At 32.8% G+C, this 23,859-nt stretch carries 22 protein-coding genes, 7 pseudogenes and 1 riboswitch; of the genes and pseudogenes, 26 read left to right on the top strand and 3 right to left on the bottom strand.

Going from position 1 to position 23,859, the window contains the following annotated elements:
• Positions 1–94: 94 nt before the first annotated feature.
• Together polA and AC1RYN_RS08735 are read left to right on the top strand one after the other, a co-directional pair.
• Positions 95–1,981, top strand: a pseudogene (gene polA / locus AC1RYN_RS08740) (DNA polymerase I); the annotation flags it as partial.
• A 17-nt stretch (positions 1,982–1,998) separates the two neighbouring features.
• Positions 1,999–2,511 (top strand): DUF2004 domain-containing protein, encoded by a 513-nt coding sequence (locus AC1RYN_RS08735; RefSeq protein ID WP_481806659.1) that lies wholly within the window; start codon positions 1,999–2,001, stop codon positions 2,509–2,511.
• Between the two features lie 44 nt (positions 2,512–2,555).
• Here the strand turns inward: AC1RYN_RS08735 and AC1RYN_RS08730 are convergent, their stop codons facing one another.
• Complete coding sequence (locus AC1RYN_RS08730; RefSeq protein WP_481806658.1) at positions 2,556–3,584, bottom strand: LacI family DNA-binding transcriptional regulator; 1,029 nt, start codon at positions 3,582–3,584, stop codon at positions 2,556–2,558.
• A gap of 334 nt (positions 3,585–3,918) precedes the next feature.
• Between AC1RYN_RS08730 and AC1RYN_RS08725 the strand changes: the two genes are divergently transcribed.
• The 7 genes from AC1RYN_RS08725 (at position 3,919) to AC1RYN_RS08695 (ending at position 9,370) form a co-directional block, all read left to right on the top strand.
• Positions 3,919–4,566: a ferritin-like domain-containing protein gene (locus tag AC1RYN_RS08725; RefSeq protein WP_481806657.1), complete on the top strand. Its 648-nt coding sequence runs from the start codon at positions 3,919–3,921 to the stop codon at positions 4,564–4,566.
• 26 nt (positions 4,567–4,592) lie between these two features.
• Positions 4,593–5,405: a ferritin-like domain-containing protein gene (locus tag AC1RYN_RS08720; protein WP_481806656.1), complete on the top strand. Its 813-nt coding sequence runs from the start codon at positions 4,593–4,595 to the stop codon at positions 5,403–5,405.
• Between the two features lie 191 nt (positions 5,406–5,596).
• Positions 5,597–6,052, top strand: a complete 456-nt coding sequence (rplM, locus tag AC1RYN_RS08715) for a 50S ribosomal protein L13 (protein WP_129540797.1) — start codon at positions 5,597–5,599, stop codon at positions 6,050–6,052.
• Positions 6,052–6,438 carry a 30S ribosomal protein S9 gene (gene rpsI / locus AC1RYN_RS08710; protein WP_007808909.1) on the top strand — a complete coding sequence of 129 codons (387 nt, stop codon included), beginning with the start codon at positions 6,052–6,054 and terminating at the stop codon, positions 6,436–6,438. Before rplM ends, rpsI begins: the two co-directional genes overlap by 1 nt.
• Positions 6,439–6,612: 174 nt before the next feature.
• Positions 6,613–7,392: a 30S ribosomal protein S2 gene (gene rpsB, locus AC1RYN_RS08705; protein WP_129540796.1), complete on the top strand. Its 780-nt coding sequence runs from the start codon at positions 6,613–6,615 to the stop codon at positions 7,390–7,392.
• A 138-nt stretch (positions 7,393–7,530) separates the two neighbouring features.
• The gene (tsf, locus tag AC1RYN_RS08700; RefSeq protein WP_481806655.1) at positions 7,531–8,493 is read left to right on the top strand and encodes a translation elongation factor Ts; all 963 of its coding nucleotides are present in this window, start codon (positions 7,531–7,533) and stop codon (positions 8,491–8,493) included.
• A gap of 313 nt (positions 8,494–8,806) precedes the next feature.
• Positions 8,807–9,370 (top strand): hypothetical protein, encoded by a 564-nt coding sequence (locus AC1RYN_RS08695; protein ID WP_481806654.1) that lies wholly within the window; start codon positions 8,807–8,809, stop codon positions 9,368–9,370.
• 164 nt (positions 9,371–9,534) lie between these two features.
• On the opposite strand, the gene AC1RYN_RS08690 is transcribed toward AC1RYN_RS08695, so the two are convergent.
• Both AC1RYN_RS08690 and AC1RYN_RS08685 read right to left on the bottom strand, forming a co-directional pair.
• Complete coding sequence (locus tag AC1RYN_RS08690) at positions 9,535–10,155, bottom strand: M3 family metallopeptidase (RefSeq protein ID WP_481806653.1); 621 nt, start codon at positions 10,153–10,155, stop codon at positions 9,535–9,537.
• Entirely contained in the window at positions 10,103–11,665 is a 1,563-nt protein-coding gene (locus AC1RYN_RS08685; RefSeq protein WP_481806652.1) for a M3 family metallopeptidase, read from the bottom strand. The genes AC1RYN_RS08690 and AC1RYN_RS08685 overlap by 53 nt, the downstream gene beginning before the upstream one ends.
• Positions 11,666–11,830: 165 nt before the next feature.
• On the opposite strand from AC1RYN_RS08685, the gene AC1RYN_RS08680 reads away from it, so the two are divergent.
• The 17 genes and pseudogenes from AC1RYN_RS08680 (at position 11,831) to AC1RYN_RS08600 (ending at position 23,828) form a co-directional block, all read left to right on the top strand.
• Positions 11,831–12,502, top strand: coding sequence for a queuosine precursor transporter (locus AC1RYN_RS08680; protein ID WP_481806651.1), 672 nt, complete (start codon positions 11,831–11,833; stop codon positions 12,500–12,502).
• 5 nt (positions 12,503–12,507) lie between these two features.
• Entirely contained in the window at positions 12,508–13,152 is a 645-nt protein-coding gene (locus AC1RYN_RS08675; protein WP_481806650.1) for a hypothetical protein, read from the top strand.
• Positions 13,152–13,722, top strand: a pseudogene (locus AC1RYN_RS08670) (DNA-3-methyladenine glycosylase I). Before AC1RYN_RS08675 ends, AC1RYN_RS08670 begins: the two are co-directional and overlap by 1 nt.
• Positions 13,723–13,809: 87 nt before the next feature.
• Positions 13,810–13,907: riboswitch (TPP riboswitch) on the top strand.
• 65 nt (positions 13,908–13,972) lie between these two features.
• Positions 13,973–14,179 (top strand): sulfur carrier protein ThiS, encoded by a 207-nt coding sequence (gene thiS, locus AC1RYN_RS08665; protein WP_481806649.1) that lies wholly within the window; start codon positions 13,973–13,975, stop codon positions 14,177–14,179.
• 237 nt (positions 14,180–14,416) lie between these two features.
• A pseudogene (gene thiC, locus AC1RYN_RS08660) lies at positions 14,417–16,149 on the top strand (phosphomethylpyrimidine synthase ThiC).
• An 8-nt stretch (positions 16,150–16,157) separates the two neighbouring features.
• A complete protein-coding gene (locus AC1RYN_RS08655) occupies positions 16,158–16,754 on the top strand; it encodes a thiamine phosphate synthase (protein ID WP_481806648.1) in 597 nt (198 codons plus the stop codon).
• Positions 16,721–17,473: a hydroxymethylpyrimidine/phosphomethylpyrimidine kinase gene (locus AC1RYN_RS08650; RefSeq protein ID WP_481806647.1), complete on the top strand. Its 753-nt coding sequence runs from the start codon at positions 16,721–16,723 to the stop codon at positions 17,471–17,473. The genes AC1RYN_RS08655 and AC1RYN_RS08650 overlap by 34 nt, the downstream gene beginning before the upstream one ends.
• Positions 17,466–18,103 (top strand): annotated as a pseudogene (locus AC1RYN_RS08645) (thiamine phosphate synthase). Before AC1RYN_RS08650 ends, AC1RYN_RS08645 begins: the two are co-directional and overlap by 8 nt.
• Positions 18,084–18,763, top strand: a pseudogene (locus tag AC1RYN_RS08640) (HisA/HisF-related TIM barrel protein); the annotation flags it as partial. The pseudogenes AC1RYN_RS08645 and AC1RYN_RS08640, both read left to right, overlap by 20 nt.
• 265 nt (positions 18,764–19,028) lie before the next feature.
• Positions 19,029–19,397 (top strand): GxxExxY protein, encoded by a 369-nt coding sequence (locus AC1RYN_RS08635; protein WP_481806646.1) that lies wholly within the window; start codon positions 19,029–19,031, stop codon positions 19,395–19,397.
• 25 nt (positions 19,398–19,422) lie between these two features.
• A pseudogene (gene thiH, locus AC1RYN_RS08630) lies at positions 19,423–20,540 on the top strand (2-iminoacetate synthase ThiH).
• Between the two features lie 137 nt (positions 20,541–20,677).
• Complete coding sequence (locus tag AC1RYN_RS08625) at positions 20,678–20,851, top strand: ThiF family adenylyltransferase (RefSeq protein ID WP_481806645.1); 174 nt, start codon at positions 20,678–20,680, stop codon at positions 20,849–20,851.
• Positions 20,817–21,326, top strand: a pseudogene (locus AC1RYN_RS08620) (HesA/MoeB/ThiF family protein). The gene AC1RYN_RS08625 and the pseudogene AC1RYN_RS08620 overlap by 35 nt, the downstream one beginning before the upstream one ends.
• A gap of 912 nt (positions 21,327–22,238) precedes the next feature.
• Complete coding sequence (locus tag AC1RYN_RS08615) at positions 22,239–22,595, top strand: transglutaminase-like domain-containing protein (protein ID WP_481806661.1); 357 nt, start codon at positions 22,239–22,241, stop codon at positions 22,593–22,595.
• A 169-nt stretch (positions 22,596–22,764) separates the two neighbouring features.
• Positions 22,765–23,154: a hypothetical protein gene (locus tag AC1RYN_RS08610; protein ID WP_481806644.1), complete on the top strand. Its 390-nt coding sequence runs from the start codon at positions 22,765–22,767 to the stop codon at positions 23,152–23,154.
• 150 nt (positions 23,155–23,304) lie between these two features.
• Entirely contained in the window at positions 23,305–23,511 is a 207-nt protein-coding gene (locus AC1RYN_RS08605) for a hypothetical protein (protein WP_481806643.1), read from the top strand.
• Positions 23,478–23,828, top strand: coding sequence for a DUF3857 domain-containing protein (locus AC1RYN_RS08600; RefSeq protein WP_481806642.1), 351 nt, complete (start codon positions 23,478–23,480; stop codon positions 23,826–23,828). The genes AC1RYN_RS08605 and AC1RYN_RS08600 overlap by 34 nt, the downstream gene beginning before the upstream one ends.
• The last annotated feature ends 31 nt before the right edge of the window (positions 23,829–23,859 follow it).

Here is a 23,859-nt window from a genome sequence, read left to right as displayed (position 1 = left end):
TTTTACGTATACTGTTGACGTGGCTTCAGTACGTATTGCTAAGGTTAATACATGCTCCTGTTGTTAGGGAGGCAGCACCTAACCACAACCAAAAAACGAGGATCAATTTGACCTTTTTGGAAGTGCTACTACTGATGAAGAAAATCCAGAAGCGCAAAGAACTTCTTTTTTATAGCAATTTAGAAAATACACCTCACTCTTATCAAATCGTACAAGGTGATTTAGGCTTAAAATTGCTTTTACAAAATTTACAAAAGCAAACGGCTGTTTGTTGATACCGAAACTACCGGACTAAATGCCTTACATGCTGAATTGGTTGGAATTTCATTTTCATACAAAGGGGAAAGGTTTTTATATTCCATTTCCAGAAAATCAAGATGAAGCTAAAGCATTGATTTAAAAATTATTCCGTTTTTTGAAAATGAAGCAATCGAAAAAATTGTTAGAATTTAAAATACGATTTAAAAATATTATTGAATTATGGTGTTTCGGTAAAAGGAAAATTATTTGATACTATGATTGCACATTACCTGATTAATCCAGATATGCGCCATAATATGGATATTTTATCCGAAACTTATTTAAAATATTCTCCAAAATCTATTGAAGATTTAATTGGTAAAAAAGGAAAGAATCAAAAATCGATGCGCGAAGTTGCACTCGAAGATATAAAAGAATATGCTGTAGAAGATGCCGATGTAACTTTACAACTGAAAGAAATATTTACAACTGAATTAGACAAAACTGAAACCAAAAAGTTATTTGACGAAATCGAGATTCCGTTAGTTAGCGTTTTGGCTGCTATGGAAACTGAAGGAATTCGTCTTGATGTAGATTTCTTAAAATCATTATCAGAAGAATTAGGCAATGATATTAAAACATTAGAAGCCAAAATTTACGAAATTGCTGGAGAACAATTCAACCTTGCATCTCCAAAACAATTAGGTGATATTTTATTTGATAAATTAAAAATTGGTGGAGCTAAGCAAAAGAAAACTAAAACTGGCCAATATGCAACTGGTGAAGAAATCTTAAGTTATTTAGCCAAAGACAATGAAATTGTTGCTGCTATTTTAGATTGGCGTTCTCTTGTAAAATTACAGAATACCTATGTAGAAGCTTTACCATTACAAGTAGATCCAGTTTCTAAAAGAGTCCATACTGATTATATGCAAACTGTAGCTGCAACAGGTCGTTTAAGCTCTAACAATCCTAACTTACAAAACATTCCAATTCGTACCGAAAGAGGAAGACAAATACGTAAAGCTTTTATTGCACGTGATGAAAATTACACCTTAATATCTGCCGATTACTCTCAGATAGAATTGCGAATTATCGCTGCTTTAAGTGGTGAAGAGAACATGATAAAAGCATTCCAAAATCATGAAGACATTCATAAATCTACCGCTTCTAAAGTATTTAATGTAGCTCTAGAAGAAGTAACCCGTGAACAACGTAGCCATGCTAAAACTGTAAACTTTGGTATCATCTATGGTGTTTCGGCTTTTGGTTTAAGCAATCAAACTTCACTATCTAGAAGTGAAAGTGCGACATTAATCGAAGCATACTATAAAACATATCCAAGATTAAAATCATACATTCAAGAACAAATAGATTTTGCAAGAGAGAATGGTTATGTTCAAACTATCCTGGGCCGTCGACGTTATTTAAAAGACATTAATTCACAAAACGCAATTGTACGTGGCGGAGCTGAAAGAAATGCTTAAACGCTCCAATTCAAGGAAGTGCTGCCGATGTTATTAAAATTGCAATGATTAATATTCATAAAAAATTAAGAGACGAAAACTGGAAATCTAAAATGTTACTTCAAGTGCATGATGAGCTTGTGTTTGACGTACACAACGATGAACTTGAAAAAATACAGCCTATGATTAAACATGAAATGGAAAATGCTTTCACAATGGCAGTTCCATTAGAAGTAGAGCTAGGTATGGGTAGAGATTGGTTAGAGGCGCATTAATATTTTAAAAACTTAAAATGATGAATTACAACTTTCCATACTTTGAAGAAATCAATTCAAAAGAGTTAAAAGAATACTATTCCGTAGAAGTTGATTTTAACGAAACAAAAATAAATATTGATTTAAACTTTGAAAATGATTCAATTGACCAGCCCTCAATAGAAACAATTAGAACTTTCCTTGAAAACATCAAGAAATTTGACAAACAGAATATGTCTTATATTGAAAATGATTTGAAAGAAGAAGATGGGGAAACTCGAGACTATATAAACTTTTATTTTGATGAACTTGAGCAAGTTGAGATATCAAAAATCATAGACTTAGATAACACAAATACTCCAAAAGAGATTTTACTTCTCAATGAATTAAAACTAAATAGAGTCGGGCTTTATCCTGATGGTAAATACAACACAACCTATTATGGAGTCTTTGACTATTCGATAGATATTGATGGAGAACCTTGTGATCAACTTTTAGTTGTTAAAACAAATGAAAAAGGAAATCTAGATCAAATTACTTGGGAAAGTTAAATAATAATAAAAAAATCCATTAGCTGAGCTAATGGATTTTTTTATTATTTAGATTTTCTTGATGATTCTCTTTCTTTCAGTTTGGTTTTGATTACTATCGTTTCGTAATCACTGCTTTCCCCTTCTTTTTCTTCTAATCTTGAGATTAATCGTTTGGCAGCAACTTCGCCAATTTCTATTCCGTGTTGACTTATCGTTGTTAAACTTGGTGATAATCGTCTTGAAGCCAAAATTCCATCAGCAAAACCTATTATTGATATATCTTCTGGAACTCTATATCCTTTTTTCAAACTAACTCTTAAAGCTGCTACTGAATCATTTTCATCTAAAGCAAAAATAGCATCGATTTTATGGTCAAAAATGGCATCAATTTTACTTTTCATATCTTCCTCTGAATCGGTACGAAGAATGATATTCTCATTTACAGGAATGTTATTGTCAACCAAAGCTTTTAGATACCCATCAGCTCTCAACTTCCCAACACTTAAGTTATCTACTGAAGAAATTAAGGCGATATTCTTGCATCCTAAATTAATTAAATGTTGTGTTGAATTTAAAGCAGAATCAAAATCATCAACTATCACTTTATCACATTCTACTCCTTCAGCAATCCTATCAAACATTACAATTGGCGTTCCGTCATTTATAATTTCTTTAAAGTGATTGTATTCTTGTAATTTTTGAGCTTCTTCAGAAACCGATAATATAAAACCATCAATCGTTCCGTTGCTCAACATTTCAAGAGTATGGATTTCTTTTTCCAAAGACTCATTAGAAATACATGTAATCACATTATATCCTTTTTTATCAGCTACTTTTTCGATACCACTAAAAACCTTAGCAAAAAATGAGTTTAATATATTAGGAATAATAACTCCAATTGTTTTTGTTTTACGGTTTTTTAAATTCAAGCCAATAACATTCGGTTTGTAATTTTTTAGTTTGGCATACTCTTTAATTTTAATTTTAGTCTGCTCACTAATTTCAGGACTATCATTAAGTGCCTTAGAAACTGTAGACACGGAAACATTAAGTTCTTTTGCGATTTGTTTTAGAGTTGCTTTAGCTTTCATTTAAGATAATTTTATTGAATTAATACAAATATAGTAGAATTAAGGAAATTAAAACAAAAACAAGTCAAAACATCCATTAATTTTTCAAGTAATTGTACCTACTCAGTAAAACAATTTAAATAAAAAATAAAAAAAAGCAAAATTTTAAAACCGCCTTCCTGAAAATTTCGTTTATAACTATTTACGCATGATTATAATTACTATTAATAACCACTTTAAAGAAATTGAATTATGAAAAACGAAAATTAAAATTCACGAAGTTAACCCCTTACTCAACGATAGAAGGAGTTTCCTTAAGATCAGTGGACTAACGCTTGTTAGCACTGGCTTACTTTTGGCAGGATGCAGTCACGATGATAACGAAGACATGCCCATAGATGACACTTCATTACCCGGAATTAGAAATGGCGTCTTCGACCTAGGCTCTGGAGATTTCGGTGTATTAACATACGCATATGCCTTAGAACAATTAGAAGCAGACTTTTATACTAAAGTTGTAAATGCATCGAGTTTTAACTCTGTTTTCAACGACATTGAAAAACAAGTACTTACCGACTTGTATCATCACGAAGTAATTCACAGAGATTTTTTTAAAGCTGCTTTAAGCGGAGCGCTCCCTAAACCAAGTACTCAATTACTTCCTAACTTGGCTTTTAATTATGGATCTATGAATTTTAACAGTCGTTCCGAAGTACTTGCAACCGCGAAAGCTCTTGAAGACACAGGAGTTGCCGCATATAATGGTGCAGGAAAACTAATTAAAAGCGCTGACTATTTAGTGTTAGCAGGCAAGATTGTCTCTGTAGAGGCAAGACATGCTTCGGCTATTAGAAGTTTGATCAACCCAAACTCTAAAGATTTTGCGGGCGATGATGTAGTAAATGCTACAACTGGATTAGATGTGGCAAAAGATCCATCTAAAATTTTAGCAGTTGCTGGAGGATTTATAACAACTCCATTCACAGCAAAATACTTACCATAATCATAACCCCTTAAAATTTAGAAATTATGAACATATTAAAATTTATAGAAACTTTTGCTGACGAAAGCGCGATGAGAAGCACTGGTTCAAGAAGAGACAGCTTTACACAATTTGGAAATATCGGAAAGACTTTGGCAATAGCCTCAATTCCATTCGGATTATCTTCATTAGCCAATAAAGCTTTAGCCAAAGATATAACTGCAACTCCAGCAACTCCTATTGGAGCATTGCAATTTGCATTAACATTAGAATATCTTGAAGATGAATTTTACGCTATGGCATTAGATCATGGAGTTATTCCTGCATCTGAAAACGGTGGACGCGATTTAAAAGTTTTTCAACAAATTGCAGCCCATGAATCAAGTCATGTTAAATTTCTGATTGCTGGATTAGGCGGACCAGCAAGTGCAAACTTTGTTCCCAAACCAACTTTTGATTTTACTGTTGGTGGAGCATTTGACCCGTTTAATGACTATCCAACATTTCTGGCATTGGCACAAGCCTTTGAAGATACAGGAGTAAGAGCCTATAAAGGTCAAGCAGGAAATTTAATTTCTACACCTGATTTATTAACAGCTGCACTGCAAATACATTCCGTAGAGGCACGTCACGCATCCGAAGTACGACGTTTACGCGGTCTTAAAGGATGGATTAATGGTAATGAGAGAGGTGCAGGAATGCCTATCCAAACTCAAGCTGTATATGATGGAGAACAATTAACTGTACAAGCAGGATATAATACTGCTGCCTTATTTGGAGCCGCCGCAGGCTCAGAAGCCTATGATGAACCCCTTACTACGCAACAAGTTGTAGACATAGCAAATTTGTTTATTGTCTAACAAAATTTACCCCAAAATATCCAAACCAGCTTTCTTAATTGTAAAGCTGGTTTTTTTATTCTTTCAAATAAAAAGATACCTCCTGATTTTCAGCATTTAAAATAATCTTTTAAGGTATTTGTATTTAAAATAATTAATTGTACTTTTGCAACCCCTTTATTGGGGATGGAATGTTTAATTAAAATAATATTATGGACGCATTAAGCTACAAAACGGTTTCAACTAGCAAAGCTACTGTAACTAAAGAGTGGATTGTTGTTGACGCTGAAGGTCATAACTTAGGACGTCTTGCTTCAAAGGTTGCAATGATCTTAAGAGGTAAGTACAAGCCTAGTTACACACCGCACGTTGACTGTGGAGATAACGTAATTGTTATCAACTCAGAAAAAATTAACCTTACAGGTACAAAAATGGATGACAAAATTTACATGCGTCATACAGGTTACCCAGGAGGACAAAGAACTTTAACTGCTAAAGTATTGCAATCAAAAAACCCTGCATTATTAGTAGAAAAAGCAGTAAAAGGAATGTTACCTAAGAACAAATTAGGAGCTGAACTTTTCAGAAATTTAAATGTTGTTGTAGGATCAGAGCACAAACAAGGAGCTCAAAAACCTAGAACTGTTAACCTAAACGATCTTAAGTAATGGGAGTTATTCACAAAATCGGTAGAAGAAAAACCGCTGTTGCACGTGTTTATGTTTCAGAAGGAACAGGAAAAATCACTGTAAACAAAAAAGAATTCGCAACCTATTTCCCAACTGCAACTTTGCAATACAAAGTTTTACAACCAATGTCTATGACAGAAAATGTAAACAACTTTGATGTAAAAGTAAACGTTTACGGAGGTGGTTCAACTGGTCAAGCAGAAGCTGTAAGAATGGCATTAGCACGTGTTATGTGTGAAGTAAATGCTGAAAACAGAGCTATCTTAAAACCAGAAGGTTTATTAACAAGAGATCCAAGAATGGTTGAACGTAAGAAATTCGGTCAGAAGAAAGCTCGTAAGAGATTCCAATTCTCTAAACGTTAATATTACCTGTCTTGTTCATTACGAGCAAGACATATCAATTATTATTGAATTTAAAAAACACAGTTGTTGTTGCTCTCCTATCGAGGTAGGAAATAGTTTAGCATCTAAATGTATAAAGCCTGGGAAACCGCCATTTATGCATTGCTAATCAACAGAACGTAAACTAGTACAAAAATGGCAAACAAAATAGACGTAAAAGAATTACTAGAAGCAGGTGTTCACTTTGGACACATGACTAGAAAATGGGATCCAAACATGGCTCCTTACATTTATATGGAGCGTAATGGTATTCACATTATCAATCTATATAAAACTGCAGCAAAAATTGAAGAGGCTAATGAAGCTTTGAAAAAAATCGCTGCATCAGGTAGAAAAATATTATTCGTAGCTACCAAAAAACAAGCTAAAGACATCGTTGCTGATAAAGCAAAAGCTGCTAACATGCCTTACATCACTGAAAGATGGCCTGGTGGAATGCTAACTAACTTCGTAACTATCCGTAAAGCTGTTAAAAAAATGGCTACTATTGATAAAATGAAGAAAGACGGTACTTTCATGACACTTTCTAAGAAAGAGCGTTTACAAGTAGATCGTCTTCGTGCTAAACTAGAGAAAAACTTAGGTTCAATCGCAGACATGTCTAGACTACCTGCAGCATTGTTCGTAGTAGATATTAAAGCTGAACATATCGCAATAAAAGAAGCACAAAAATTAAACATTCCAGTTTTCGCAATGGTGGATACTAACTCTGATCCTAGAGAAGTAGAGTATGTAATCCCATCAAATGATGATGCTTCTAAATCAATTGATAAAATTTTATCTTTAGTTACAGCTGCAATCGTTGAAGGTCTTTCTGACAGAGGTTCTGACAAAGAGGCTGACTTATTGCCTGCTACAGAAGAAGCAACTCCAGCTGCTGAAGCTGTTGAAGCTCCTGCTGAAACAAAAGAATAAATAAACTTTTAAATTCCAATTTTTAAATTCCAAATCCCATAAAAAAGTTAGAAACATTATGTTGATAATTTGATAAAATTGGAATTTGAGATTTAAAGATTGGAATTTTTACTTTTAACTCATAAAAAAACATACAATATGGCAACAATTACTGCTGCAGACGTAAATAAATTAAGACAAGTTACAGGTGCCGGAATGATGGACTGTAAAAAAGCTTTAGTTGAAGCTGAAGGAGATTTCGATAAAGCTATACAAAACCTTAGAGAAAAAGGACAAAAAGTTGCTGCTAACCGTTCTGACCGTGAGTCTTCTGAAGGAGCTGCTGTTTCTTTTATTAATGCTGACAAAACTAAAGGTGTTATCATCACTTTAAACTGCGAAACAGATTTCGTAGGTAAAAATGAGGCTTTCGTAACTTTGGCTAAAGAATTAGTAGAAAAAGCGATCAATTTCTCTTCTAAAGAAGAATTCTTAGCTTCAGATTTCAACGGAATGACTGTTGCTGAAAAATTAATCGAGCAAACTGGAGTTATTGGTGAAAAAATCGAAATCGGTGGTTTTGAAATTTTAGAAGGTGCTTTCGTTGGATCTTATGTTCACGTTAACAAAATTGCTGCATTAACTGCAATTTCTGCTCCAATTCCTAACGCTGACGTTTTAACTAAAGATGTTTCTATGCAAGTTGCTTCTATGGGAGCTGATACATTATCTTACAAAGATTTTGATCCTGCTTTCGTTGAATCTGAACTTGCTGCTCGTATTGCTGTAATCGAAAAAGATAATGAAGAAGCTAAACGTTTAGGAAAAACTTTAAAAAATGTTCCTAAATATATTTCTTTCTCTCAATTAACTGAAGAAGTTTTAAAACAAGCTGAAGAAGATGCTAAAGCTGAATTAAAAGCTGAAGGTAAACCAGAACAAATTTGGGACAAAATTATTCCAGGAAAAATTCAACGTTTCATCTCTGACAATACTACTTTAGATCAAGAGAAAGCTTTATTAGATCAAAACTTCATCAAAGATGATAGTAAAAAAGTTGGTGATTATGTTAAAGAATTCAACGTTGAAATTACAGGTTTCAAAAGAGTTTCTTTAGGATAATCTATATTCTAAATTACATATAAAAAAGGTTGGAAGAAATTCCAACCTTTTTTAGTTTAAACCATATCACAATGCGGTATAAATTAAAATGATGGAGTCTCAAAACCCATCACTTTTTTATTTAAGCCTAATATACTTCTACCAAAATAAATCTATCTGAGAATAAATTCTTCAAAGAGAAACGCTACATTTTATTTATAAAGTTATTACCAAACCTTCCTGAAGGATATAGATCAAGCAACCTAAATATTATCATAAAAGAAATTACTTTAGATAAAAAAGGTATATTTGAAAATAACATTTATAAAATAAAATGATGAGAATAAACTATTTTTTACTCGTTTTGATTTTTGCAATTAGCGCAACTTTTGCACAAAATAAAAATGCTCAAGATGAGTTTTGGAAGCAATTACAAGCACATTGCGGCAAGGCCTACTCAGGCAAACTAAGCACAGAACCAGCTCCTAAAGATTTTGCTGATAAAAAATTATCAATGTATGTAATGAGTTGTTCCGATTCAGAAATTAAAATTCCTTTTTATGTAGGTGATGACCATTCCCGAACTTGGGTATTTACTAAAACAAAAAACGGAATTCAATTAAAACACGACCATCGTTTAAAAGACGGATCAGAAGATAAAATCACCCAATACGGAGGCACAACAACAAATACAGGAGCATCACAAATTCAATTTTTCCCTGCCGATCAGGAAACAACAAATTTAATTCCAGCTGCATCAGCCAATGTCTGGTGGGTAACAATAGACGGAAATGAATATACTTATAACTTAAGAAAAGCTAATTCTCCAAATCACTTTCAAGTTCGTTTTGATTTGAGTAAAGAAATTCCAGTACCTGAAAGACCATGGGGTCACTAAACAAATAAAGTTCTTAATTTAGAATACACAAAAGCAGCTCTACAATAGAGCTGCTTTAATTTTATACCTACATCACTCTACCAAGCAAAATCTTACTTAATAAATAAAAATAGTCGGAAGAAAAATCTTCCGACTATATAACTCTATTTTATTTTTTGCAATAACTATTTCTTTGGTTTTACAACTGGAGCCTCAAAACCTCTCGCTTTCATTAAAGCATTAATCTCAGGATTATGCCCTCTGAAAGATTTGTAAGCTTGCTCCTGATCTGTTGTATTACCAACACTAAAGATTTTGTCATGTAATCTTTTTGCAACATTTTTATCATATGGTCCATTTGCTTCAGTAAATGCCTCATAAGCGTCTGCACTAATTACGTCAGCCCACAAATAACTATAATACCCACTCGCATAACCATCACTAGAAAAAATATGTCCAAATTGTGGAATACGGTGACGCATTACAATTTCTTTAGGCATTTTAAGCTTATCCAATGTTTCTTTTTCAAAAACTGTAGGATCAATAATTGAGTCTCCTGCTAAATGTAATTTCATATCTATAAGAGAACTTGAAATTGTCTCAACAGTAGAAAACCCTTCATTAAATGTTGCTGCTTTTGCAATACGATCTACCAAATCTTTAGGGATAGGCATCCCTGTTTTGTAGTTTAAAGCAAATTTATTCAACACTTCAGGTGTTTCTAACCAACGCTCTAAGATTTGAGATGGGAACTCAACATAATCTCTTGCTACTGCTGTTCCCAGACAAAGTTGGATAGGTAACATTCGAACATAAACCATGTAATGCATGCCCGAACTCATGAAACAAAGTAGTTGCATCAGTCCATGAAATTAAAACAGGCTCATTATCATTCCCTTTAATAAAATTACTATTATTAGAAACAATAGTAAGAACATCACCATCCATTTTTTGCTGTTGTCTGTATGCATTCATCCAAGCACCAGAACGCTTTCCTTTGCGTGCATAAGGATCAAAGTACCATAAACCTACCACTTTACCTGACTTGGCATTAGATACCTCCCAAACTCTCACATCTGGATGATAAACAGGTACATTTGTTATTTGTTTAAATTTTAAATCAAACAATTCACCAGCCACCCAAAACATTCCTTCACGTAATTTTTCAAGCTGAAGGTATTCTTTAACCTCATTTTGATCTAAATCATATTTGGCTTTTCTAACCTTTTCAGCATAATAGCGATAATCCCATGGCTCGATCTGAAACTTCCCTCCTTCGGCTACAACAATCTTTTGCATATCTGCAACATCTTTATGAACCTGAGCTACGGCAGGCTCCCAAACAGCCTCCATTAAAGCCATAGCTCTTTCAGGAGTTTTAGCCATTCGATTAGTTAAATTCCAATGAGCAAAAGTAGGATAGCCCAAAAGTTTTGCTTTTGCAGCACGAAGCTGTAATATTTCGACCAAAGTCGATTTATTATCATATTCATTACCATTATCTCCCCTGTTTATAAACATTCTCCACACCTTCTCTCTCAATTCTCTATTCGTAGAAAAAGTCAAAAAAGGTTCCACAAAAGAGCGTGTGTTTGCTATACATCCCATTGCAGAAAGCTTTCTTTCTTTGGCTTGAGCCATAGCTGCTTTCTTTATTTCATCTGGTAAACCATCGAAATCAGCTTCATTTGATAATGCAACATATTGATCATTTTCTTCAGCCAATAAATTTTGACTAAATCGCGAAAACAATGTCGACAATTGTTTATTTATTTCTCCAACTTTTGCCTTATCAGCATCACTTAAATTAGCTCCTTGCTTATTAAATTCTATATGATAAACCCAAATAAGTCTTTGTTGCTCACTAGTTAGTTTCTTTTTATCAGGAGAGTTATAGAGCTTCTCAATTCTTTCAAACAACTTCCTGTTTTGATAAAAATCAGTAGATTGTGCTGCTAGTAAAGGTTCAATATCCTTTTTTACCAATGTAAATTCTGGAGTGCTAATATTCGAAGAATAAATTCCATAAACCGTCATAACTCTTGACAACGTTTTCCCAGATCGTTCCAGTTGAGCAATTGTATTATCAAAAGTTGCAGGCTTCGGGTTATTTGCAATAGCATCAATCTCCTCTTTTTTTTGCTTAATAGCATCATCAAAAGTAGACTTAAAATCAGCAATTTTATATTCTCCAAAAGCAGGTACTCCACCATAAGGGCCAGTCCATTTTTGTAATAATGGATTAGTAGAATTTGTTTGTGCCTGAACTGAAGTTAAAGAAGTAGCCATAATTAGAATTGTAACAATTTTTTTCATGTATGTTATTTAAATTTTATAAAATAAATGCAATTCCCAAATATAACCAATAATTAGAATAGGATACACAGAAAAAAGTTACATATTAAATACATCTCAACAATATTTTTTATAAAAATAAATACTCCAAATAATATATTAAATTTGACATATTAAAAATTATCTATGTTTAAGACCAAAAAAGAAATTGTTTTTGTAGTTCTCTCTGGAATATTTATTACCAATGCGGTTGTCGCAGAATTAATTGGAGGAAAACTGATTCAAATAGGTCCATTTGTAATGAGTATCGGAATTTTGCCTTGGCCAATCGTTTTTTTAACAACCGACTTAATCAATGAATATTTTGGAGAAAAAGGAGTTAAAAAACTTTCACTTATAACTGCCTGTTTAATTGCTTATGCTTTCATTATATTATTCATGGCCATAGTAATTCCAGCTGCAAAAGGAATAAGTCCTGTAAATGACGAACAGTTTCATGCCGTTTTTGGACAAAGTATGTGGATTATAGTCGGGAGTCTTATTGCATTTATGGCATCACAGCTAATAGATGTTTGGATGTTTTGGTTTTTCAAAAAACGAACAGGTGAAAAGAAAATTTGGCTTAGAACTACTGGATCAACTGTAATTTCTCAATTATTCGATTCTTTTATTGTTTTGGGAATTGCTTTTTGGTTACCTGGAAAAATAGATTTTGATACTTTTATTTCATCTGGGCTAACTGGCTACACATTTAAACTTACTGTTGCAGTTTTATTAACTCCATTAATTTATCTTGGACATCATTTAATTAAAAAATACCTAGAAGAAGATCATCCAAAAGAAAAAAAAAACAATTAAACCGCATGAAAAATCACATTACCATTTTATTGATTTTAATTATATGCTGCTTGATAAGTTGTAACAAAAATGATAGAGATCAATTATTAAAGTCAACGACGAATGTTTCGGATAAAATGAAAGACATTTCGAAAAGTACAATAGAAACGATAACTTCAGTCAAAGATTCAATCACAAAAACAATATTTACCTCAAGTAAAATAAAAAACAATAAAACTGCTACAGAAGAAGCAATCGCTGCAAAAGACAGCATAGCTATAGAAAATATCGAAAACGAAAAACTTAAAGGTTTTACTTATTTCAAAAAATTATTATCAACTTGTAAAACGGGAGAAACACTAACTCAAAAAGAATTAATTGAGAACCATAATATCCCAAAAGACGGTGTTAGATTAATAAAAAGCATTACCAAAACCGCCGAAGATGAAATCGATATCAAATGGAATTCTACTTGGTTTATTGAAAAAATTTCGGATGCCAAATTTGCCGATGCCCGAATAAAAATTAAATTTGAAGCAAATAAAATGCACACTTCTGGAAAAGCTATTGGGATAAAACACAACAAAAAAATATATAACGACTTAATAATCATTGGAACCTCGGCCTATATTCCTTCTATAAAAGGCTACCATTGGAAAATTGGGAAATAATGACAACACAAGAACAAATAAGATGTGGCTGGTGCTCAGCAAGTGATTTATATAAAAAATATCATGATGAAGAATGGGGTGTTCCTGTTTACGACGATGCATCATTATTTGAAATTCTTAATTCTAGAAACCTTCCAAGCGGGGTTGAGCTGGATAACAATATTAAATAAAAGAGAAAACTTTAGAATTGCTTTTGATAATTTCGATTACAAAAAAATCGCTCAATATCCTGAAGACAAAATTGAATCATTATTACAAGACACTGGAATAATCCGAAACAAATTAAAAATACGTTCTGCGGTTAGCAATGCGCAGGCATTTATAAAAATACAAGAGGAATTTGGAAGTTTTTCTGATTATATCTGGAAATTCACTGATGGAAAACCCATCGATAACAACCCAAAAACCTTAAAAGACGTTCCTGCCACTACTCCACTTTCTGATACTATTAGCAAAGATTTAAAAAAAAGAGGTTTTAAATTTGTAGGCTCAACCGTTATTTATGCACATATGCAAGCCACTGGAATGGTCAATGATCATATCGAAGATTGCTGGTCACGAAACAAGTAATCAGTTGCCGTTTTTAGTTTTCAGTTTCTTAAAATCAACTTTAAACCTGAAACTTTAAACTTTCAAACTATTTTTTATTACATTTGCTTCACACTTTAGGGGTGTCTACAATAAAGTAGGCTGAGATTTTACCCTCTGAACCTGATCTAGTTCATACTAGCGTAGGGAAAAGTAAGATGACTTCTGCGCGCATTTTTATGCGTAATAGTAGCCATTCCTAAAGTATAACTATATACTAAATTCTGAAGGAATGGAACTAAAAATCAATCAACAAACCAAACAATTCAATGCTGAATCTCTTAGCGTTCAAGCATTGCTCGATCTCGAAATTCCGAACAAACAAAACGGAATTGCCGTTGCCGTAAACAATACTGTCGTTCCAAAACTCAACTGGAACGAATTTCTCGTACAAGAAACTGACGAAATTTTAATTATTTCTGCCACACAAGGTGGATAAAAGTCAAATTCCATTTTTTTTAAATTCCAAATTCCAATTGATATATCGTGTGTAGACGCACTGCTGTGTGCCTCTACGGAAAAAACAAACGCCAAAAAAACCACAATCAAGGCCAAACTTGAAACCTGAAACTTGAAACAAAAAACTATGACTACAGAAGAACAAATTTCCAGAACTCCTTTTCCCAACTCCAATAAAGTATATGTAAACGGAGAAATACATCCTATAAAAGTAGCTATGCGTGAGGTAGCACTTAGCGATACCAGACTTTCTAATGGCGGTATCGAAAAAAATCCATCTTTAACAATTTATGACACATCAGGGCCTTACACCGATCCAAATATCCAAATCGACATTCGAAAAGGATTGCCTCGTTTAAGAGAAGAATGGATTTTAGGTCGAAATGACGTAGAAATTCTAGACGAAATTAGTTCCGATTACGGGCAAATGCGATTAAACGATGAGAGTTTAAATCACTTGCGTTTCGAATATTTACATCAGCCAAAACGTGCCAAAAAAGGGGCGAACGTTACGCAACTTTATTATGCCAGACAAGGAATAATTACTCCCGAAATGGAATATATCGCCATTCGCGAAAACCAACGTATTGAGTTATTAAACGAACAGACTAAGGCAATGCAATGCCAGCATGTTGGTCATAGTTTTGGAGCTAATACTCCAAAAAGCAAGATAACGCCTGAATTTGTACGAAGCGAAGTAGCCATTGGTCGTGCTATTATTCCAAATAACATTAACCATCCCGAAAGCGAACCTATGATTGTAGGTCGTAATTTCTTGGTGAAAATAAATGCCAATATTGGTAATAGCGCTGTGACTTCTACCATCGAAGAAGAAGTTGAAAAAGCCGTTTGGGCTTGTCGCTGGGGAGCCGATACTATAATGGACTTATCTACAGGAAAAAACATTCATGAAACCAGAGAATGGATTATTTGTACTCGCCAGTACCAATTGGGACAGTTCCTATTTATCAAGCTTTAGAAAAAGTAAAAGGAATTGCAGAAGATTTAACTTGGGAAGTTTTCCGTGATACTCTTATTGAACAAGCAGAACAAGGAGTTTCTTATTTTACCATTCATGCTGGTGTTTTATTACGTTACATTCATCTTACTGCCGAACGTGTTACAGGAATTGTTTCTCGTGGTGGATCTATAATGGCAAAGTGGTGTTTATTTCATCATAAGGAAAACTTCTTATACACTCATTTTGAAGAAATTTGCGAAATCATGAAACAATATGACGTAGCATTTTCTTTAGGAGATGGCCTTCGCCCAGGCTCTATTGCCGATGCGAATGACGCTGCACAATTTGCCGAATTAGAAACTCTTGGAGAATTAGCCAAAATTGCTTGGAAACATGATGTTCAGGTATTTATAGAAGGTCCAGGTCACGTGCCAATGCATATGATTAAAGAAAACATGGACAAACAATTAGAACATTGTAATGAAGCTCCATTTTACACTCTTGGGCCATTAACCACAGATATTGCACCGGGTTATGATCATATTACTTCGGCTATTGGAGCTGCAATGATTGGTTGGTACGGTTGTGCAATGTTGTGTTATGTTACCCCAAAAGAACATTTAGGCTTACCAAATAAAAAAGATGTGAAAGATGGAGTCATCACTTATAAAATCTCAGCTCATGCTGCCGATTTAGCCAAAGGACATCCAGGAGCACAATATCGTGACAACGCATTAAGTAAAGCACGTTTCGAATTCCGATGGGAAGATCAGTTTAATTTATCATTAGATCCTGATACAGCGCGAGAATTCCACGATGAAACACTTCCTGCCGAAGGTGCAAAAATTGCTCATTTCTGTTCTATGTGTGGTCCAAAATTCTGCTCAATGAAAATATCTCAGGAAATTCGTGATGTGGCTGCAGCCGAAAAAGGAATGCAGGAGAAATCAGAAGAATTTATCGAACAAGGAAAAGAGATTTATATCTAGCATGTAAAATGATTGTAATTTCAAATCCAACTACAATAGCAAACGAAATAAATGTGATCCATTCTCTTTTTGAGGAAGGATTACAATCGTTTCATATTCGGAAACCTGAATATTCACTTAAGGAAATGATTTCATTTATAGCGCAGATAAATCCTGAATTCCGCCCTCGATTAGTATTGCACAGTCATTATGAATTAATAGAAACATTTAAGATTAACAGAATCCATTTTGCAGAAGGGAAAAGAAAAATAATCACTCTCGAAAAATATAAAAACAGAGAGATCCATTTATCAACTTCTACACATTCAGTTACAGATTTTAATTCATTAGCTCCCGAATTTGAATATGCTTTTTTGAGTCCTGTTTATCCAAGCATTTCTAAAGAGGATTATCTCCCTAAAACTGATTTATTTCAATCCATAAAAGACAGAACCAATATCAAAACTAAACTAATTGCTTTAGGCGGAATTAATGCTAAAAATATAGAAAAGCCGTTGACAAATGGTTTCGATAATGTTGCACTATTAGGAAGTATTTGGAATGCAGAAAATCCAATTAAAAATTTTAAATCATGTCAGAAAATCGCCCTTTCGTACTTACAATAGCTGGTTTTGATCCTTCTGGTGGCGCTGGAGTTTTGGCAGATTCCAAAACTTTTGAACAACATCATGTGACTGGACTTGCCATAAATACAGGAAATACAATTCAGACAGAAAAAGAATTCTTTGAAATAGAATGGACATCGCTTGATTTTGTATTACGATCTATAAAAACACTTTTTGAAAGTTATGATATAAAGGTTGTGAAAATTGGAATTATTCCTTCGCTCAATTATTTAAAAGAAATCATTCTTAGTATAAAAAAACTTTCTCCTAAAACTCAAATTGTTTGGGATACAGTTTTAAAATCTACTACAGAATTTGATTTTATCACAATCGAAAACAAATCCGATTTAATCGAAATACTTGCTGAAATCGATTTGATTACACCAAATTATAATGAAATAACAAAGCTATTTCCTGATTTCGATTTTAACAAAAGTCCATTAGATAAACAAATCTCAACTGCTATTCTGTTAAAAGGCGGACATAATACCAAAGCAATCGGAACTGATTATTTATATAGCCAAAATGATATTTTCGTGCTTTCACCGAATAACAACAAATGCAATGCAAAACATGGTTCAGGTTGCATATTATCATCTGCTATTACTGCCAATTTAGCTCTAGGTCAAGACATAAAATCAGCTTGTATAAATGCTAAAATTTATATCGAAAAATATATGAATTCAACTACAACTTTAATCGGCTATCATTATGTATAATAAATTACAATATATATCACAAGGAAGCACAATCGAAGAACAATTATACAATATCCATGAAGCTCTTGATAATGGCTGTGATTGGATTCAAATGCGTTTTAAAAACCAAAGTGTCAAAAACTCTTTTGCTTTAGCAGAAGCAGTAAAGTTTTTATGTGAAGAGTATCTCGCCAATTTCATTGTAAATGACAATGTCTATCTAGCTCAACAAATTGCAGCCGATGGAGTTCATTTAGGTCTTTTAGATACAAAAATAGAAGAAGCACGAACTACATTAGGCAATACTAAATCATCGGAGGAACGGCCAATACATTCGAGGATATTTTAAATCATATCCAAAATGGCTGTGACTATGTTGGTCTTGGCCCTCTTCGGTTTACAACAACCAAAGAAAAGCTAAGTCCAATTTTAGGCTTTGAAGGCTATTATGAAATTCTTCAAAAATTAAAAGCTAATCATCTCGAAATTCCAATTTATGCCATTGGCGGAATTATCATAGATGATATTGACAAATTAATAGAAACTGGAATCTATGGCATTGCCGTTTCTGGAATAATTACTGAAAGTGCTGAAAAAAGAAAACTCATTACTCAACTTAACGAAAAATTATATGCAAACGTCATCATTTAAAATAGGCGATAAACTCCTCGAATCCCGTTTGTTTTTAGGAACTGGAAAATTTGGATCCAATCTGGAAATGGAAAAAGCTATTTTGGCTTCGGGAAGTGAATTAGTTACGGTTGCTTTAAAACACATCTGATTAGAAACTGAAACCGATGCTATTTTATCACATTTAAAACATCCGAGGATTAATTTATTGCCAAATACTTCGGAGCAAGAAATGCAAAAGAAGCAATATTTGCAGCGCAATTAGCACGTGAAGCACTTGAAACCAATTGGCTAAAACTCGAAATTCATCCTATCCAAAATACTTAATGCCAGATGCTATCGAAACTTTAAAAGCTACCGAAGAATTAGCAAAACTAGGTTTTATTATTCTGCCTTATATTCATGCAGACCCTGTTTTATGCAAACGATTGGAAGATGTAGGGACAGCCGCAGTAATGCCTTTAGGCTCTCCTATTGGCAAAAATAAAGGATTAAAAACTATCGATTTTCTAGAAATTAGAATAGAACAAAGCAACGTTCCTGTAATTATAGATGCCGGAATCGGAGCCCCATCAGATGCTGCAAAAGCAATGGAACTTGGTGCCGATGCAGTTCTAGTTAATACTGCAATTGCTGTAGACAGGAAATCCAGAATTAATGGCTGAAGCTTTTAAAGAAGCTCGTGAATTGCTGGCCGAAAAGCTTTATTTAGGCTAAACTAGGAAGGCAATATCATCAAGCAGTAGCTTCAAGCCTGATTGACTTCTTTTTTATATGATTAATTTTTAATCTCTCGCAGATTTTGGAGATTGAGCACATTTATTTCAATTGAAACATGCCCAAAAATAATCTCCTCAATCTGCAAAATTGCGAGAAAAAGCCTATTTAAAATGTAAGGTTTTTCATTAAATTTGATTTAAGAATAAATCCAATATTATGTCAAGAAATGAAATTTCATATCAAAGTAAGAGGTGCTATATTTAAAGTATACAACGCCCTAGGTCCTGGATTATTAGAATCAATTTATGAAAGTGCTTTATATTATCAATTAAATAAAGATGGATTAAAAATCGTTAAACAAATTAATTTACCCGTTAAATATGATAATGTAGAATTAGATATCACTTTTCGATTAGATTTATTAGTTGAAGACAAAGTAATTATTGAATTGAAATCTGTGGAAGAATTAAAATCCATTCATTTTAAACAATTAAATACTTATTTGAAATTAACCAATAAAAGACTGGGGTTATTAGTCAATTTTAATTGTGTAAATATTCAAGACAATATACATCGAGTAGTAAACAAAATTTAAATTTGCGTGAAACCAATCAACGTAAATGAATACATTCAAATCTGTCTTTAATCAATACCACTGAACACATCCAATCCAAAAATATATCAAACTTCCCCACAGGAAGTAGAACGCGCTTTGACTAAAAACAAACGAAATCTTGATGATTTCCTTGCTTTAATTTCACCAGCTGCACTTCCCTATTTAGAGCAAATGGCTCAAGAATGTCATACATTAACCAAGAAACGTTTTGGAAAAACGATTCAGATGTATGCTCCTCTTTATTTAAGTAACGAATGTCAAAACATTTGTACCTATTGTGGTTTTAGCTTGGACAATAAAATCAAACGAAAAACTCTTTCGACCTAGAGATTAAACTGGAAGTTGAAGCTTTAAAAGGCATTGGATTTGATCATGTTTTATTGGTTACTGGCGAAGCAAATTACACAGTAAATATTAATTATTTTCTGAATGCAATTACCCAAATAAGAGAATATTTTTCGATTATTTCTGTTGAAGTTCAACCACTTTCTACTGAAGAATATGAAAAACTTCATAAAGCTGGCGTATATTCTGTTTTAGTATATCAGGAAACGTATCATCAGGAAGTCTATAAAAAATACCACACCAAAGGCAAAAAATCAAATTTTTATTTTAGATTAGAAACTCCTGATAGAATTGGAACAGCTGGTATTCATAAAATCGGATTGGGTGTTTTATTAGGTTTAGAAGATTGGCGCACTGATAGTTTTTTTAATGCGTTGCATATCGATTATCTCCAGAAAAAATATTGGCAAACAAAGTATTCCGTTTCTTTTCCGAGATTACGTCCTGCAGAAGGAATTATCGAGCCTAACTTTATTATGGATGACAAAGATTTAACGCAGCTTATCTGTGCTTATCGATTGTGGAATGAAGATTTAGAAATTTCGATATCAACACGTGAAAATGAGAAATTTAGAAATAATATCATTCCGATTGGAACAACAAGTATGAGTGCTGGTTCAAAAACAAACCCAGGCGATACGCCGTCGATCCTCAATCATTAGAACAGTTTGAGATTAGTGATGACGTTCGGCTCAGGAAATTGCCAGAATCATCAAGAAATCAGGTTATGAACCTGTTTGGAAAGATTGGGATAGAACATATAGTCAAATATCATAAAGTTATTAAACTGGTACTTTAGATTTTTGCTCTTCCTAGCAGTATTTAACATTTTACCTCTCTACATTAAACATACAAAATGAGCATTATACAAGATTTTTTACGCTATAACCGTCAGATGATGTTACCAGAAATTGGTGATATCGGGTCAAGAAAAAATAAAACAAGCAAAAGTGTTGGTTATCGGTGCCGGAGGTTTAGGTTGTCCGTATTTGCAATATCTGAGCAACCGCAGGAAGTGGACAGTTGGTATTGTAGATTTTGATATAATAGAAATTGAAAACCCGGCATCGCCAAATTTTATATACTGAAGACTCTGTTGGTCAAACCAAAACTCAAACTGCCAAAACTGTAGTCAAAAAACTAAACCCATTGATTACTGTTATGCCTTTAAAAAAATAACTCTGAAAATCATCTAAAATTATTCAGCAATTTGACATCGTAGTAGATGGTTCTGATAATTTTGGAACCCGTTATTTAGTTAATGACACTTGTGTGAGTTTAAACAAAACATTGGTTTATAGGGAGTATATTAAAATTTGAAGGGCAAATGGCTATTTTTAATCATAATGGGAGTAAAAATCTACGTGATTTATTTCCTGAAATGCCCATCCTAAAGACGTTCCAAATTGTAATTTAAATGGAGTTCTGGGAACATTGCCCGGAATAATTGGAACTATGATGGCACACGAAACATTAAAGTTAATTCTAAATTTACCAACTTTAAACAACGAATTAATACTTTATAATACACTAACCTGGGACTTTACTAAACTGAATTTTTAAGCAGGAAAAATCAATTAAGAAAACTTATTGGTTATTACTCTTTAAATTAATTTAATTTACTAATATTGTCGTTAAATTTATTTAAAAGCCACAAATTGTATTCCTATAATGATTAAAAAATTACAATCTTTCTTTCCTTTCTTTTTTTAGTTTTTTTTTAGGTACAGCCCAAAGTACAAAGCAAAAATCATATATAGCAGAAAAACAATCTTCCTATAATATTACTGTAAAAAATAATCTTCCTTCAATTATTCTTTCTTCAGCTGAAAAAAGATGGGTTGGTGATAAAGATGACAAATCTATTTTAGGAAACAGAATAAACTATGCATACTTTTTTGAAAAAGTTTTTGACATTGAAGCTTATAGTATTTCTCCAAACAATAAAAAGCATAAGTTTTGTATATTGGAACTCAACATATCTCGTGAACAGCAGATTGTTTACTACATGTCTCAAATATTACACTTTTCCAAATATTGAAGAGGGCTCACATACCTATTCTTTCTACAAAAAAGAATATCAAAAACCTCAGTTTTTAGAAAGCTATTATTTCAAAAATTACTCTGATTGCAAATCATCAAGAGTTATTCTAAAAGTTTTAAAAGACATAGAAATTGGCTACATCATTCAGGGGAATACTAGTAATGAAAACATACAATTTTACAAAAGAAATTAATGGTGATTTAACAATTCAAACCATGGCAAATGGTAAACATCGAAAAAGTAGAAGAAGTAGCTCTTTAATTTTTCATATTATATCCTACATTTTATTTTTTATATTAAAACTACAAAAATAATTCAGGCACTCAGAATGTTGTTGGAACTATAGATAATCTTTATCGTTTCTACGCACAAACAATTAAAGACATCAACAAACAAGACCAAACTCAGGTAAAAGAAAAAACAGCAGACTCATTACTGGTCTAACAAAAGATTTTGACAAAGCTAAAGTAATTTTTGATTATCTTCAAAGTAAAATAAACTATGTTGCTTTTGAAGACGGAATGGGAGGATACATTCCGCGAGAAGCAGCTTCTGTATTGCAAAAAAAGTATGGCGATTGTAAGGATATGGCCAACTTACTAAATGAAATGCTTCGTTACGCCGGTATAGAGTCTAATATAGCATGGATTGGAACTCGCCATAATAATTATACCTATAAAAATGTTCCAAGCCCAATTGTAGACAATCATATGATTACAGTTTCCGAATTAACAACCAAGACTTGTTCTTGGATGCAACTGGCCAATACTTCTTATTTCCAAATGTAACCCCATTATACAAGGAAAAGAAGCCTTAACAAAAATAGACGATTTAAAATACAAAATTACCACCGTTCCAGTTATCCCTTCTGATTAAAATAAAACGAATGGAAGCTAAAGATAGAATTTAATTCGAATTCATTAATTGGTCAAAGCAAATTTTAATTTAAATGGTTTTTTGAAAACGCAATTTATTAGCACATATAAAGCTTCAACTGATAAAAATGAAATGTTAAAAGGTTATTTTGCACGTTTTATCCAGAATATTCAAACATCAAATGTTGATATTAAAAATGATGATTTATCTCAACTCCCACTTGAAATCCGATATCAATTTGAATTAGACAAATGGATTAAAAAAACAGACAATCAACTACTTTTTAAACCAATCTTATTCTTCCCTTATTCAGATGCAAGAATTAATGTTGAGAAAGAAAAACTCCTCTTGAAAATGACTTCAAAAAATCATATAATTTCGAGTATCAATTTGCTTATTCCACAAGGATATACTATAGATTTTTTACCTGAAAATTTAATTTCACTAATGACTTTTTTACAGCAAGTATAACCTACAAAAAAGTTAATAATACGATTATAATAACAATCAAGAAATGACAATGGATACGTTACTAATTGAGAAAAACAATTTTGAAACATGGAACATTGCTATCAAAAACATTACGAAACGATACAATCAAAATATTATTCTCATAAAAAAATGAAAATACTAATTTTCTTCATCACCATATTACTTGCACAAATTTCATTCGCTCAAGAAGAAGAGGTAAAAAACTACAAATGGGATGAGGTCCCTAAATTTCAAGAAATTCCTGCTGAATTTGCTACGTATCCAGCAGTTGTTTTAAAAGACTATAGACTTTATGAAAAAAAGTGGGAGGCTATGCCTACAAAGCTTTTATTGTAAAACATCAAGCTATAAAAATTTTATCTGAAACAGGAATTAGTGAATATAATAAAGTAGCAATAAACAATCGTTATGTAAGAGATTACAGAGATTTAAGAGTCCGTGTTATTAAACCTAATGGGAAAATTGAAGAACTTCCGAAAGAGAGAATTGTAGAAAAGCAAGGAACCAGCGAAAAGCAATTTGCTTTTGAAGGTGTTGAAAAAGGTGACATTATTGAATACTATTATGTAATAAAAGATTATCCAGATTTAGTGGTTCAGAATATTTTCAAAGTAGACATTCCAGTTCTTACGCTAAATTTCCGAAATCAATAAAATTGGGCAGGCACATACATACACAGCGGCC

It is taken from the genome of Flavobacterium sp. TC780, assembly GCF_056783245.1.
Note: the sequence above shows the minus strand (reverse complement) of the source record. Positions and strands in the feature narration are given on the sequence as shown.